Source organism: Mucilaginibacter terrigena, from assembly GCF_004168255.1.
Classification (GTDB): Bacteria; Bacteroidota; Bacteroidia; order Sphingobacteriales; family Sphingobacteriaceae; genus Mucilaginibacter; species Mucilaginibacter terrigena.
Genome location: NZ_SEWG01000005.1, coordinates 1 through 14,449, shown reverse-complemented (window position 1 = coordinate 14,449; position 14,449 = coordinate 1). Strand labels below are relative to the sequence as shown.

Annotated in this window: 12 protein-coding genes; all 12 read left to right on the top strand. The window is 47.2% G+C overall.

The genetic code is table 11. The annotated features are described in order from the left end of the window. Positions 1-8: 8 nt before the first annotated feature. Positions 9-1,541, top strand: coding sequence for a carboxylesterase/lipase family protein (locus EWM62_RS12795; RefSeq protein WP_129877068.1), 1,533 nt, complete (start codon positions 9-11; stop codon positions 1,539-1,541). Between the two features lie 59 nt (positions 1,542-1,600). Next, positions 1,601-1,762 carry a hypothetical protein gene (locus tag EWM62_RS19335; RefSeq protein WP_162499836.1) on the top strand — a complete coding sequence of 54 codons (162 nt, stop codon included), beginning with the start codon at positions 1,601-1,603 and terminating at the stop codon, positions 1,760-1,762. Between the two features lie 25 nt (positions 1,763-1,787). Beyond that, a complete protein-coding gene (locus EWM62_RS12790) occupies positions 1,788-3,656 on the top strand; it encodes an alpha-L-rhamnosidase-related protein (protein WP_203235043.1) in 1,869 nt (622 codons plus the stop codon). A gap of 5 nt (positions 3,657-3,661) precedes the next feature. Continuing rightward, positions 3,662-4,171: an alpha-L-rhamnosidase C-terminal domain-containing protein gene (locus EWM62_RS19485; RefSeq protein ID WP_203235042.1), complete on the top strand. Its 510-nt coding sequence runs from the start codon at positions 3,662-3,664 to the stop codon at positions 4,169-4,171. Between the two features lie 396 nt (positions 4,172-4,567). Continuing rightward, positions 4,568-5,323 carry an ROK family protein gene (locus EWM62_RS12785; RefSeq protein WP_129877067.1) on the top strand — a complete coding sequence of 252 codons (756 nt, stop codon included), beginning with the start codon at positions 4,568-4,570 and terminating at the stop codon, positions 5,321-5,323. Between the two features lie 26 nt (positions 5,324-5,349). Further along, positions 5,350-7,356, top strand: a complete 2,007-nt coding sequence (gene tkt / locus EWM62_RS12780; protein WP_129877066.1) for a transketolase — start codon at positions 5,350-5,352, stop codon at positions 7,354-7,356. Between the two features lie 80 nt (positions 7,357-7,436). Further along, entirely contained in the window at positions 7,437-8,135 is a 699-nt protein-coding gene (rpiA, locus tag EWM62_RS12775) for a ribose 5-phosphate isomerase A (protein ID WP_129877065.1), read from the top strand. 218 nt (positions 8,136-8,353) lie between these two features. Continuing rightward, positions 8,354-9,448 carry a transaldolase gene (gene tal / locus EWM62_RS12770; RefSeq protein ID WP_129877064.1) on the top strand — a complete coding sequence of 365 codons (1,095 nt, stop codon included), beginning with the start codon at positions 8,354-8,356 and terminating at the stop codon, positions 9,446-9,448. 9 nt (positions 9,449-9,457) lie between these two features. After that, entirely contained in the window at positions 9,458-10,081 is a 624-nt protein-coding gene (locus EWM62_RS12765) for an HAD family hydrolase (protein WP_129877063.1), read from the top strand. A 1-nt stretch (position 10,082) separates the two neighbouring features. Next, on the top strand, positions 10,083-11,510 hold the full coding sequence (gndA, locus tag EWM62_RS12760) for an NADP-dependent phosphogluconate dehydrogenase (protein ID WP_129877062.1): 1,428 nt from the start codon (positions 10,083-10,085) through the stop codon (positions 11,508-11,510). 92 nt (positions 11,511-11,602) lie between these two features. Then, the gene (gene zwf / locus EWM62_RS12755; RefSeq protein ID WP_129877061.1) at positions 11,603-13,120 is read left to right on the top strand and encodes a glucose-6-phosphate dehydrogenase; all 1,518 of its coding nucleotides are present in this window, start codon (positions 11,603-11,605) and stop codon (positions 13,118-13,120) included. Between the two features lie 80 nt (positions 13,121-13,200). Then, positions 13,201-13,920, top strand: a complete 720-nt coding sequence (gene pgl, locus EWM62_RS12750; protein WP_129877060.1) for a 6-phosphogluconolactonase — start codon at positions 13,201-13,203, stop codon at positions 13,918-13,920. Positions 13,921-14,449: the final 529 nt, after the last annotated feature.

Here is a 14,449-nt window from a genome sequence, read left to right as displayed (position 1 = left end):
CCTGAATTATGAAACGCTTATTATTACTTCCGCTGATTTTATTAAGTTTCGGATGTTCCGCGCAAACCGCTTTTGATGTAGTACAAACCGATGCCGGTAAGATCTCGGGAACCACGAGCGAGGATAAAAGCGTTCATATATTTAAGGGCATCCCGTTTGCGGCACCGCCGGTTGGCGAACTGCGCTGGAAAGCGCCCCAGCCTGTAGCGCATTGGATTGACGTAAAACAATGTACCGAATTTGCCAAAAGCCCCATGCAGGGCAAACCCAACGAGTTTGGCGTTTATACCCGCGAGTTTTTAATAAAAGACGAACCCCTAAGCGAAGATTGCCTGTACCTTAACGTATGGACAGGCGCTAAAGCACCAACGGAAAAACGCCCGGTTATGGTATGGATTTATGGTGGCGGCTTTGTAAGCGGTGGTACCAACGTACCAATTTATGATGGCGAAGCGCTGGCCAAAAAAGGTGGGATACTGGTAAGCATCCCTTACCGTGTAGGCGTACTGGGTTTCCTGGCACATCCCGAACTTACCAAAGAATCGCCCAACCATGCATCAGGCAATTATGGGTTGATGGATCTGCTGGCGGCCTTAAAATGGATAAAAACCAATATAGCTGCCTTCGGCGGCGACCCGAATAATGTGACTATAGCGGGGCAATCGGCAGGATCAATGGCTGTGAATAGTTTAGTGGCTTCGCCCTTAGGCAAGGGTCTGTTCCAGAAAGCGATTGCTGAAAGCGGGGCCAGTTTCATTACCGGGCCGTTTGGTGGCTCCACTTTGAAACGCGCAGAAGAGAACGGTGTAAAAACTGCGCAAATACTTGGCGCGGCATCATTAGCCGAACTGAGAAAACTACCGGCCGAAGCATTACTAAAGCAATTTGGCGGCGGCCCCATTATTGATGGTTATGTACTGCCCGAAAGTATCGCTGCTATTTTTGCTGCCGGTAAAGAGAACCAGGTACCCGTACTAACCGGCTGGAACGCCGATGATGCATTTATAGGAAAAATGAAAGACGCGGCCACCTACCAGGCCGACGCTAAAAAAAGATATGGTGCCCGCGCGGCAGAATTTTTAAAACTTTACCCCGGCGCTACCGACGCAGAGGCCGAACGCTCTCAGATCAATATCTCCCGCGACCAAACCTTCGGCGTGCAAAACTATACCTGGGCAAAGGTGCAAAGCGCAAAAGGCAAGGCAAAGGTTTACCTGTACCGCTTTACACGCCGTTTGCCCGCTACTGAAGATTTTAAAAAGTATGGTGCATTCCACACCGGCGAGGTGGCTTATGTATTTAACAACCTAAAATTTTTAAACCGCCCGTTTGAGCCGGTTGACAATGAACTTGCAAATACCATATCATCGTACTGGGTAAACTTTGCCAAAACAGGTAATCCCAATGGTACCGGCTTACTCGCCTGGCCTGCCTACAACAATACCACCAGCCAGGTAATGTATCTGGGCGAAAAGCCTGCAGCCAAAACCCTTGCGGATAAAGCCGCATTGGAGTTTATGGTGAAGGACGCGATGAAGTAGATAACCCAAATTGTGATTGCGATTTGTTGCTGTCGCGAGCTTTTAGCTCGTGATACTGCATGGCTACAGCTTTCAGCTGTCGTAAGCTGGAAGCTTACTTTATGCTTTATCACGAGTTACGCTGCGCTAAACTCGCGACAGCAACCGAAATTTTACGTTACCTCACCCCACAGCACACCTTCCAAATAGGTAAATCGTATTATTACAAATCGTATCTTTAAAGATAAACCTATAATACATTTCCCGATGAGATCTACATTTACTGTTGCAACCTTATTGCTATGCTTTTTTATTTCTAAAACTGCCGTATCGCAAAGCATCAATCCCGACATCTTAAATAAAAAATGGCGGGCGCAGTGGATCTCTGTCCCAAACGAGCCTAATAAGGAATACGGCGTTTACCACTTCCGCAAAAGTATCGACCTCCCCACCAAACCTGCCAAATTCGTGATCCATGTATCGGCAGATAACCGATATAAACTTTATGTGAACGAGAAACTGGTATCGATGGGCCCTGCCCGGGGCGATACCTATTACTGGAATTACGAAACCATTGATATAGCGCCCTATTTAGAAGCGGGTAAAAATACCGTTGCCGCCCTGGTTTGGAACGATGGCGACGTGCGTGCCGAAGCCCAAATATCTGAACGCACCGCGTTTATTTTACAGGGCGATACTCAAATAGAAGAGGCGCTTAACACCAACAAAACCTGGAAATGCATCCGCAACCAGGCCTATAAGCCATTAACGGGTGTAGGTTACTCCACCTATTATGTTGCCGGGCCCGGCGAAATGGTGGATATGCACCAAACCCTAAAAAACTGGGCGGGCAGCAGCTTTAACGACAACCAATGGCTGCAGGCGCAGCAGATTGATAATGGCAACCCCAAAGGTATTACCAATGGTTTTGGGTGGATGCTGGTACCCTCGGCTATACCGCAAATGGAATTAAAAACACAACGGCTGGCATCGCTGCGCCGGTCAAAAGGCTTTAATGCCCCCGCGGGTTTCCCTGTTGAAAAAGCCACCGTGACCATCCCGGCCAATACGACAGCTTCTATGCTGCTCGATCAGTCGTTCCTGACCAATGCCTATCTAACGCTGAACATGAGCGGCGGCGATAAAGCGGGCATATCGTTCACCTATTGCGAATCGCCGATGGTTAATGTGGGTAACACCTACCAGATGGTTAAGCCGAACCGTAACGACATAGAAGGCTACAAATTTGTTGGCCGCAAAGACAGCATTACGGCAGACGGCTCGTCAAACCAAAGCTTTACAACGCTGGCTTTCCGTACGTTCAGGTATATTTTGGTGAACATCACCACCAAAAACCAGCCGCTGACCATCGATGATATTTACGGCACCTTTACCGGGTACCCTTTTAAAATGAATGCCAAACTGCAAACGGGCAACCCCGATAACCAGCAGATATTGGATATTGGCTGGCGCACCGCCCGCTTATGCGCGGTTGAAACTTATTTCGATTGTCCGTACTACGAGCAGTTACAGTACATTGGCGATGGCCGCATCCAGGCCATGATATCGTACTACAACGCCGGCGACGACCGCCTTGCCCGCAATGCCATTAATCTGATAGACCACTCGCGCATTGCCGAGGGCATTACCCTCAGCAGGCACCCTTCCTACAGTCCGCAGATCATCTCCACCTTCTCGCTTTGGTACATCAGCATGCTGCACGATTACTGGATGTACCGCAACGACCCAAAATTTGTAAAGGGCAAGCTGGACGGTATGCGCCAGGTGCTGGCCTTTTTCGGTAAATACCAGCAAGCCGATGGTTTATTAAAAAACCCACCCTACTGGACGTTTGTTGACTGGATTGATACCAAGGGCTGGGATTTTGGACAGCCGCCAAAAGATAAGGACGGCAACTCGGCCATACTGGACATGCAACTGTTGCTCACCTACCGCCAAGCCGCCGAAATGGAAACCAAACTGGGCATGCCGGTTTATGCCAGTCAGTATACAGCCAAAGCGGCGCAATTAAAATTATCCATCCAAAAAAATATTGGGATGCTGCCAAAGGGCTTTATGCCGATACCAAGGATAAGGATCTCTTTTCGCAGCATGCCAACGCGCTGGCCATATTAAGCGGCGTGGCAAGCGGCCCCGCGGCGACCGCTTTGGCTAAAAGATTAGAGAATGATGCTCAACTGGTAAAATCTACCATCTATTTTAAATATTACGTGCACCAGGCCATGGTAAAAGCAGGCTTAGGCAACGACTATATCAGCTGGCTTGATGTATGGCGTAATAACATTAAAATGGGCCTCACCACCTGGGCCGAGATCTCAGACCTGGAGCATAACCGGTCGGATTGCCACGCATGGGGCGCCAGCCCTAATATTGAGTTTTTCCGCACGGTGCTGGGGATAGACAGTTATGCCCCTGGTTTTAGCAAGGTAAAAATAGAGCCACACCTGGGTAAAATGGAAAATGCTTCCGGCGAGATCCCGCACCCGAACGGGACTGTGGCGGTAAGCTACGTTAAAAGCGGCGCTAAATGGAATATCAGTATCAGCCTGCCTATAAAAACGGATGGGATGCTGGTTTGGAAAGGGAAGAGCTATTATTTAAAGGGCGGCATTAACAAGTTTGCCATTTAAGGTGCACGAAGACGCATAACTTTTTTGTGTTAGGGATTGCAGCGGATACCGGCCCTGTGGCTAAGGCCCGTGCAGTATGAGCGGAAAGCCCGGGCCGCAGGCAACATCATTATTATTAAAATTTATGCGATTATATTAATCTTATAATCCACAAACTTTAACTACCCCATCCGTTGCTCCAATGTCATAAATACACCCCTTAAAAACCTCAAGGGCTTAAACTGGTTACTACTACAACGTCTTCGCAGATAAAATAACACCTGCATTACATTTATATTACCTGTTTACCGTTTATTTGGCGTTAATATTATAGCTAATAATACCTATTTATTATTTAAAATGTGATATTTACAGCGCAATACCTGTAAACGCATTCAACACATTATCACCGGTTACATGAAAACTACACCTTCCAGGCTCAAGATCCTTTCCATTGATATCGGTGGCTCAAGTATTAAAGCTACAATACTGGACAGTAAGGGCGACCTTACCATGGATTACAAGAAAATAGCTACCCCAAATCCGGCCAATCCCGACAATGTGGTTAAGGCTATTAATACGCTTGTAAAAGATTATCCCGCCTTCGATAAGGTTTCTGTGGGGTTTCCCGGCTACGTGCGTAACGGTGTTGTAAAAACAGCGCCCAACCTGGGTAACGATTTCTGGAAGGACGTTGATTTCAGGAAAAAGCTGGAAGCTGACCTGGGCAAAGATGCGCAGGTAGTTAACGATGCCGACATGCAGGGCCTTGGTGTGGTAAGCGGCAAAGGGCTGGAGATGGTGATTACCTTGGGCACAGGCTTTGGCACTGCCCTGTTAATGGACGGGCACCTGCTGCCGCATTTGGAGGTATCGCACCACCCGGTATCAAAAGGCCGCGATTACGACCAGTATATCGGCGATAAGGCGCTTGAGGATATAGGCGAAAAAAAATGGAACCGCCGTATGAAGAAGGTTTTTAAAATATTGAAAACCGTATTCAATTACGACTACTTATATATAGGCGGCGGTAACTCTGACCTGCTTGATTTTAAGCTGGATAAAAACATGAAAATAGTAACCAATGCCGATGGCATTAAAGGCGGGGCGAAGTTGTGGCAAGAGGAAAAACATCCGGTTACGCACACAGCTATGGCAACCCCAACAAAATAATAATCTTTCTTTTTTTACACACAACAATGGAAAAACAAAACAAAGAACTTGAACAGTTAGCAATAGATACCGTAAGGATACTTTCGGCAGATGCAGTACAAAAAGCAAACTCGGGCCACCCCGGCACGGCAATGGCTTTGGCGCCAATGGGCCACGTACTTTGGACCAAGTTTTTAAATTATAACCCCAAAAACCCCGATTTTGCAAACCGCGACAGGTTTATCCTGTCTGCCGGTCATGCCTGTATCTTACAATATAATTTCCTGTATTTAACAGGGTACGACCTTTCTTTAGATGATATCAAAAACTTTCGCCAGTTAAACAGCAAAACCGCCGGCCACCCCGAGTATGGTTTGGCACCGGGTGTTGATGTAACTACCGGCCCGCTTGGCCAGGGCTTTGCAAACGGTGTTGGTTTTGCCATCGCCCAAAAACATTTAGCCGCGCGTTATAACAAACCGGGGTTCGATCTTTTCAACTATAAGGTCTACTCGATAGTGAGCGACGGCGATATGATGGAAGGCGTAACTTCTGAGGCTGCTTCGTTAGCGGGCCACTTAGAGTTAGGTAACCTGATATACCTATACGATGATAACCATATCTCGATAGAAGGCAGTACAAATATAGCTTTCAACGAAGATGTAAGCGCGCGTTTCCGTGCATACGGCTGGCATGTACAGGACCTGCCCGATGTTAACGATACCCATGCTTTAGAGTTGGCTTTGATAAACGCGAGATCCGAAACACAGAAACCATCTTTGATCCGTGTTCGTTCGCTGATCGCCTATGGTAGCCCTAACAAATCGGGTACCGCGGGTTCGCACGGTTCGCCGCTGGGTGCCGATGAGATAAAGCTGGTGAAAGAGTTCTTCGGCTTCGACCCTGAAAAATCATTCGATGTGCCTGCCAAAGTATTAAAATATTACCACGAAAAAGGCGCGCGTGGCGAAAAGACCGAAGCCAAATGGAACGAACTTTTTGCTAAATATAAAGAGAAATTCCCTGAGCTTGCTGCCGAATACGAAGCTGCTTTTGCTGGCGAATTACCAAAAGGCTGGGCCGATAAATTGCCAACCTTTAAAGCATCCGACCCTAAGATGGCAACCCGCCAGGCATCCGGTAAAGTATTGAACGCTGTTGCTGCAAGTTTGCCAAACTTATTGGGCGGTGCTGCCGACTTGGCGCCGTCAACAGAAACCAACCTTAAAGATTTTGATTCGTTTACATCCGAAAACAGGGGGGGGCGTAATTTCCACTTCGGCATCCGCGAGCATGCAATGGGTTCGGCATTAAACGGCATGGCCTTAACAAAGGGCCTGCTGCCATTCGGCGCAACCTTCCTGCAATTTGCCGATTATATGCGCCCGCCTATCCGTTTGGCGGCCATTATGAAGATAAGCCCGATATTTGTTTACACGCACGATAGTATTGGCCTTGGCGAGGATGGTACAACACACCAGCCAATAGAGCATTTAGCATCATTACGCGCTATACCAAATGTTACGGTTATTCGTCCGGCAGATGCAAACGAAACAGCCTTCGCGTGGAAGGTAGCTATCGAGAAAAAAGGCGGCCCAACTGTACTGGTGTTCACCCGCCAGGGCTTACCTATCCTCGACCAGGATAAATACGGCAAAGCAAGCGGACTTGAAAAAGGCGCGTACATTGTATCTAAAGAAAGTAAAAACCATGACCTGATCTTATTGGCTACCGGCTCTGAAGTTGCCCTGGCAATGGATGCACAGGCACAGCTCGAAAAAGACGGTATCTCTACCCGTGTGGTAAGCATGCCATCATGGGAGTTGTTTGAAGCGCAGGATGCCGCGTATAAAGAAAGCGTATTACCAAAAGCAAGCCGCAAACGTTTGGCAGTAGAAATGGCATCGCCAATGGGATGGCATAAATACACCACCGATGAAGGCGATATGCTGGGCATGACCACCTTTGGCGAGAGCGCCCCGGCAGATGACCTGTACAAACACTTTGGCTTTACAGTTGATAACGTAGTTAAAAGGGCGAAAGCATTATTGTAAAAGATACAAGAGATAAGAATCAAGAGTCAAGACAAACCTCGCTCTTGGTTCTTGACTCCTAATTCTTGACTCTCTCAAAAATGGATAGTTTAATCAGTAACCTGGAGTGGTCATCACAGATCATTAACCCGGCCGGCAAGCAAAAGGTGGCGCAGCAAATTGCCCAAAAGGTAAAGGATGGCGATGTGCTTGGCGTGGGCTCGGGTTCTACGGTTTACATGGCGCTGCTGGCGATAGCTGAAAGGATCAAGGCCGAAGGGTTAAGCATCCTGGCTATCCCTACATCATTAGAAATAACGATGTTTTGCGCCAAACTTGGTATACCGTTGACTACCCTGTTTGAACATACGCCCGATTGGTTATTTGACGGTGCCGACGAAGTTGACCCCAACAACGGCTTAATAAAAGGCCGAGGCGGGGCGATGTTTAAAGAAAAACTATTGATCAGGAGCAGTCCGCTTAATTTTATTATTGTAGACGACAGCAAACTGGTACCAAAGTTGGGGACTAACTTCCCGGTGCCTGTAGAAGTGTACCCGCAGGCATTACTGCACGTAGAGGCCGAGTTGAAAGAGCTTGGCGCTAACAGCATTGCCCTAAGGCCTGCCAAAGGCAAGGATGGCCCGGTAGTAACCGAGAATAATAATTTAATTTTAGATTGCCGTTTTAATGAAATTAAAGACAGCCTTGAACGGGATATAAAAGCCATAACCGGGGTGATAGAAAGCGGCCTGTTTATAGGTTATAATCTGCAAATATTAACAGCAGAAAATGACTAACTATTTGTGACGTAAACCTAACATAATAAGGAGATTAAGATTACACTATCAGCTTTATTAAAGCTGAGATTTGTGCAACGGAAAATAAAAAAAATTTGGCCTCCCCCAAAAAGGATAAGCTTTAAAAGTCTCTCCGCTAACCAGCGGAGGAGATTTAGAGGGGGCTAAAAGCAATAAAAAATTAACAAGAATCAAAAACAATATTATATACATTTATCATGGCAAACAACGTAAAACAAATACATGATTTCGGCCAGAGCATCTGGCTTGATTTTATTGACCGCGAGATCATCGCATCAGGTAAATTAAAAAAACTGATAGATGAGGATGGCATCAGAGGTGTAACCTCTAACCCCGCGATATTTGAAAAAGCCATAACCAGCAGTTCTGATTATGATGCAGATATAAAAGCACTTGGCGCAACAGCCAAAACAACCGAAGAGCTTTTCTTTGGGTTAGCTATCAAAGATATACAGGCTGCCGCCCAACTATTTGAAGGTGTATATAACGAAGGTGTTGTTGGCGCTGACGGGTATGTAAGTTTAGAAGTATCTCCATTTTTAGCTTTAGATGCCGAAGGCACCGCTAAACAAGCCGAATTGCTTTGGAAACAAGTTGATCGCAAAAATGTGATGATCAAGATCCCTGGTACAAAACCGGGTTTAAAAGCCATCCGCGAGTCTATCGCCAAAGGCATCAACATCAACGTTACGTTGCTGTTCGGTTTAGAGCGTTACGAAGAGGTAACTGAAGCATACATAGCCGGTTTGGAAGACCACCTGGCAGCAGGCCATAACATCGGCCACATTTCATCTGTCGCGAGCTTCTTTTTAAGCCGTATTGACGTGGTTGTTGACCCGTTATTGGAAGAAAAAGGCGCTAAGGAGCTTGTTGGCGAAGTTGCTATCGCGTCAGCAAAAAAGGCGTACGAAATTTACAAACGCGTATTTAGTACAGAGCGCTGGAAAGCGTTGGAAGCAAAAGGCGCTAAACCACAACGTTTACTTTGGGCAAGCACAGGCAGCAAAAACCCCGCGTTTAAAGATACCAAATACGTTGAGGCCCTTATTGGCCCGGACACTGTTGATACTGTTCCGTTGGAAACTATCGATGCCTTCCGCGATCATGGTATAGCTGCTGATACTTTGATGTTGGGCTTAGACCAGGCTACCGAAACTCTGGGCAGGTTAAAAGCCTTAGGTATCGACCTGGATAAAATCACCCAGGACCTGGAGGATGAAGGTATCGAGAAATTTAACAAGCCATTTGAAAAACTGCTGAAAGCTATCGAAGACCAAAAAGCAAAGGCATAATTTAAGCCGATGGAAAACTCAGATCTGAAGATCCTTTTCTTTGACGTTGGCGGTATTTTGCTTACCAACGGATGGGGGCACGAGTCGCGCCACGAAGCAGCCAAAAAATTTGGTCTGGATTATGACGAGGTGAACGCCCTGCACAACTTCATATTTAACGTGTACGAGATAGGGAGCATCACGCTGGACGAGTATTTGGATACCGTAATTTTTAACCACCCGCGCGATTTTGTGCGCGAGGACTTTAAAGAGTTTATCTATGCGCAGTCGGTTGAGCTGCCTGATATGCTGAAGTGGTTGAAGGAGTGGAAAAAGGATTGTGGTTTCCGTATTATCTCCGTTAACAACGAAGGAAAAGAGCTGAACGATTACCGCGTGCAGAAGTTTAAGCTGCACGAATGCTTTGATGCCTTTATATCATCGTGCGAAGTGAAAATGCGCAAGCCTGACCCGGGTATATGGCAGCTGGCCATGGGTATTGCCCAGGCCAAACCAAGCCAATGCGTTTATTTTGACGACCGGATAATGTTTGTGCGCACAGCCGAAAAGCTGGGCATCCGCTCGTTTCAGCACGTCGATTTTGAGACAACCAAAAAAATATTAAACGACCTTAAGAAAGAAAATCTCAATTAACATGAGCAATACAAAAGATAAATATGCTTTCGGCATGATAGGCTTAGGCGTAATGGGCCGCAGCCTTTTACTAAACATAGCCGACCACGGATATGCAGCCGCCGGTCATGATAAAGATGCCGGGAAAGTAGCATCGTTAAACGAAGAAGCAGGCGACAGAAAAGTAAAGGGTTTTGGCGATGTAAAGGAATTTATACAAAGCCTTACCACGCCGCGCGCCATTATGATGCTGGTACCTGCGGGTAAAATTGTAGACGCCGTTATAGAGGAACTTACCCCGCTTTTAGAGAAAGGCGATATTTTAATTGATGGCGGTAACTCGCACTTTACCGATACCAACCGCCGTGTTGAAGAGCTGGAGGCTAAAGGCCTGCACTTCTTCGGGATGGGTGTATCCGGTGGTGAAGAAGGCGCACGCCGCGGTCCAAGCATGATGCCGGGCGGCGACAAGGATGCCTACAACGTAATGAAACCAATCTTCGAAGCTATCGCTGCCAAGGTTGATGGCGCACCTTGCGTAACTTACATTGGTCCCGGTGCATCCGGTCACTTCGTGAAAATGGTGCATAATGGTATCGAGTATGGCATTATGCAATTACTGGCCGAAACCTACGAGATCATGAAAAAAGGTTTGAAGCTGGATGGTGACGCCATTGGTAAGATCTTTACCGATTGGAATAACGGCCGCCTGCAATCGTTCCTTTTAGATATTACAAAGGATATTTTCGCCTTTAAAGCGCCGGGAACTGACCATTTGCTTTTAGACGATATTAAAGACGAAGCCCGCGCAAAAGGTACCGGCAAATGGACATCGCAAAGCGCGATGGACCTGCAGGCACCAATCCCAACGGTAGATAGCGCGGTTGAAATGCGCGACCTTTCTAAATACAAAGCCCTGCGTACAAAAGCCGCAGGCATCTACAGTAAGGATGAGAACCAGACTATTGAGGGTAACGTAGATGAATTATTATCCGATTTAGAGCAGGCTTTCTACTTCACCATGATCATCAGCTACTCGCAGGGGATGCACATGTTATCGCTTGCTTCTACCGAATATAAATACAACCTGAAGCTTGACGAGATAGCCAAGATCTGGAGGGGCGGATGTATCATCCGTTCTAAATTCCTCGAAAACATTTACGGCGCGTATGGTAAAGATAAAGGCCTTGAGCATTTGTTATTAGACAGTGATGTAGCCGAACTTGTTAAAGGTACGCTTCCGGGCATCCGTAAGGTGGTTTCATCGGCAGTTAATGCGGGTATAGCCATCCCTGCTTACGCGGCATCGTTAGAGTATTTTGATAACTTCCGTAACGAGAGGATGCCATCGAACCTTACACAGGCACAACGCGACTATTTTGGCGCGCACACTTACGAGCTGATAGGCAAAGAAGGTACATTCCACACGCAGTGGGAACCGGCCGGTTAGTAGCAAGTATATCGTATCAAGTATCAAGACCAATCGAAATCTTGATACTTGATACTAACTACTTGATACGATAAAACTTATAACATACTACAATGAGCAGTAACAGCACAAAATCAGAACCCACCATATTTATCATATTTGGTGGTACGGGCGATCTAAACTCCCGTAAAATTGCACCGGCCCTTTATAACCTTTTCTTAGATGGCTGGATGCCAGACCAGTTCTCTATCATCGGCACCGGCCGTACCAAACTTACCGACGAACAGTTCAGGGAAAACCTGCATAACGATATCAACCAGTTTTCGCGCAGCGGAAAAGTGGAAGCCAAAAAGTGGGCCGAGTTTTCAAAAAGCATCTACTACCAGGTATCAGACGCTACCGATTCGGAGACCTATAAAGAATTTGGCAAGCGCATCGATGCGCATAACGAGGAATGGAAAACCATTGCCAATGTTATATTTTACCTTGCCGTAGCGCCAAACTTTTTCCCGATCATCGCCTCTAACATATCAAAAGCCAAACTGGCCGAGGATAAACAAAAGGTGCGCATCATTATCGAAAAACCATTCGGCCATGACCTGGAAACCGCCAAAGAACTTAACGAATTGCTTAAAGGCATTTTTGACGAGTGCCAGATCTACCGCATCGACCATTACCTGGGTAAAGAAACCGTGCAGAACATCATGGCCTTCCGCTTTGCCAACTCCATTATGGAGCCACTGTGGAACCGTAACTATATCGAGCACGTACAGATCTCGGTTACTGAGCAATTAGGTGTGGAAGACCGCGGCGATTATTACGACGGCTCGGGCGCTATGCGCGATATGATCCAGAACCACCTGCTGCAGTTGCTTTGCCACGTAGCCATGGAGCCGCCTGTCAGTTTCAACGCCGATGAAGTGCGCGACCGCAAGGTTGACGTGTTGAAGGCGATGCGCAGGTTTAGTCCCGAGGATGTGCGTAACTCGGCCGTAAGGGGCCAGTATGGCAGCGGCTGGATGAAGGGCCAGGAAGTGCCGGGCTACCGCGAGGAGCAAAAAGTAGACCCGCAATCGAACACCGAAACCTTTGCCGCCATTAAATTTTTTATTGATAACTGGCGCTGGCAGGGTGTGCCGTTTTACCTGCGTACCGGTAAACGCATGCACCAGTCGTCATCGGTTATTACCATCCAGTTTAAGGATGTGCCGCACCTGATATTCCCTACCGAAGCGGCCGAAAGCTGGCAGCAAAACAGGCTTATCATCAGCATACAGCCCGAAATGAGCATCCGTTTACAGGTACAGGCCAAACGCCCCGGCATAGATATGGTACTAAATGCCGTTGATATGGTGTTCGACTATAAAGGCACTTATACCAACCAAGCGCCCGAAGCTTACGAAACGTTGATACTGGACACTATGCTGGGCGACCAAACCCTGTTTATGCGTGGCGACCAGGTAGAAGCTGCCTGGGATTTGGTTATGCCGATATTAAGCACCTGGCAAAACAAAAAGAGTTTGAATTTCCCTAATTATTCTGCCGACTCATGGGGGCCTGAATCTGCCGAGGCATTAATTGCCCGCGACGGGTTTAACTGGTTTACCCTACCTGTAAATGGAAAAAAATAATATTGATTTGAAGATTTGAAGATTTGAAAATTGACCCGGCATCTTCAAATCTTCAAATTAACAAATCTTCAAATTGAAAGATGAAACTGAACGTATTTGAAAAGGACACCGAAGTACTGGCCGCACTGGCCGACTACTTTGCAGCTTGCGCCAAAGAGGCCATAGACGCCCGCGACCGCTTTATAGTGGCGCTAAGCGGCGGCAGTTCGCCCAAAAAATTGCACGAGCTGCTGGCCAGCGAGTACCGCGATAAAATTGACTGGGATAAGGTGTACTTCTTTTTTGGCGATGAGCGCGATGTGCCGTTAACCGACGCGCAAAGCAATTACCTGATGGCCAAGCAAACCTTGTTCGACCCGCTGGGGATAGATCCCTCGCATGTTTACGCGGTGCAAACGCCTTTGGGTGCCGAGGAAGCCGCTAAAGATTACACCCGCCACCTCATCCACTTTTTTGACGGGCACAACGCCTGTTTCGACCTGGTGATATTGGGGTTGGGCGATAACTCGCACACCGCGTCGCTGTTCCCGCATACTTCTGTGTTGACGGACGAAAGCGCGTCCATCCAGGCATTGTATATCGATGAGGTAAAAATGAACCGTATTACCTTCACCGCCCCGCTTATTAATAACGCCCATCACATCGCGTTTTTAGTGTACGGTGCAGGCAAGGCCGAAGCTGTAAAGCATATTTTAGAAGACAACAAAAATATCCAGGAGTACCCCGCCCAACTCATTAAAGGCAAGGACCTTCAATGGTTTTTAGACGAACCCGCAGCCGCTAAGTTGGAAAAGAAATAAACAGAAAAGCCTCCGCAAATCGGAGGTTTTTCTGTTTAAAAATAAGGTCTGCGTTCACTAAAATGTTCACGTTCACGTTTGCGCAAGCAGGTGTGTTTTTCGTAATTAATTAATAATCAGTAGGTTAAATGTTAAAGTGGTGGCAAGGTGGTGACACCACTTTGTTAAGGAAAATTTATATAGCCGTTAGCCGCACAGGTGTCGTCTTCAGAGGATTTGGGGTGTGTTAATGAAGCGATAAAAGCTTGTCATGCTGAACGTAGTGAAGCATCTATCAGCCGCTATGCTAACCGTCACGCCGTCCGTTAGTCAACGGATCGGCACCACATGCAAAGTGCGAACTAACCACTCTCTACCATATAATTGCGGGCGGTAGCGTGGCAATCTCGTCGCAAGCAAAACGGATATGCTAAGATTGCCGCGTCACTTCGTTCCTCGCAATGAGATAGTGGTAAAAGGTGTCATTGCGAGCGATAGCGTGGCAATCTCAGAGGACAAGTAACCACTCAACCCGTCATGCCGTCCGTTA

Coding starts and splice junctions, on each gene's coding strand:
- EWM62_RS12785 (WP_129877067.1), top strand. CDS start 4,568: ATGAAAACTACACCTTCCAGGCTCAAGATCCTTTCCATTGATATCGGT.
- zwf (WP_129877061.1), top strand. CDS start 11,603: ATGAGCAGTAACAGCACAAAATCAGAACCCACCATATTTATCATATTT.
- pgl (WP_129877060.1), top strand. CDS start 13,201: ATGAAACTGAACGTATTTGAAAAGGACACCGAAGTACTGGCCGCACTG.
- EWM62_RS12795 (WP_129877068.1), top strand. CDS start 9: ATGAAACGCTTATTATTACTTCCGCTGATTTTATTAAGTTTCGGATGT.
- rpiA (WP_129877065.1), top strand. CDS start 7,437: ATGGATAGTTTAATCAGTAACCTGGAGTGGTCATCACAGATCATTAAC.
- EWM62_RS19335 (WP_162499836.1), top strand. CDS start 1,601: ATGGCTACAGCTTTCAGCTGTCGTAAGCTGGAAGCTTACTTTATGCTT.
- gndA (WP_129877062.1), top strand. CDS start 10,083: ATGAGCAATACAAAAGATAAATATGCTTTCGGCATGATAGGCTTAGGC.
- tkt (WP_129877066.1), top strand. CDS start 5,350: ATGGAAAAACAAAACAAAGAACTTGAACAGTTAGCAATAGATACCGTA.
- tal (WP_129877064.1), top strand. CDS start 8,354: ATGGCAAACAACGTAAAACAAATACATGATTTCGGCCAGAGCATCTGG.
- EWM62_RS12790 (WP_203235043.1), top strand. CDS start 1,788: ATGAGATCTACATTTACTGTTGCAACCTTATTGCTATGCTTTTTTATT.
- EWM62_RS12765 (WP_129877063.1), top strand. CDS start 9,458: ATGGAAAACTCAGATCTGAAGATCCTTTTCTTTGACGTTGGCGGTATT.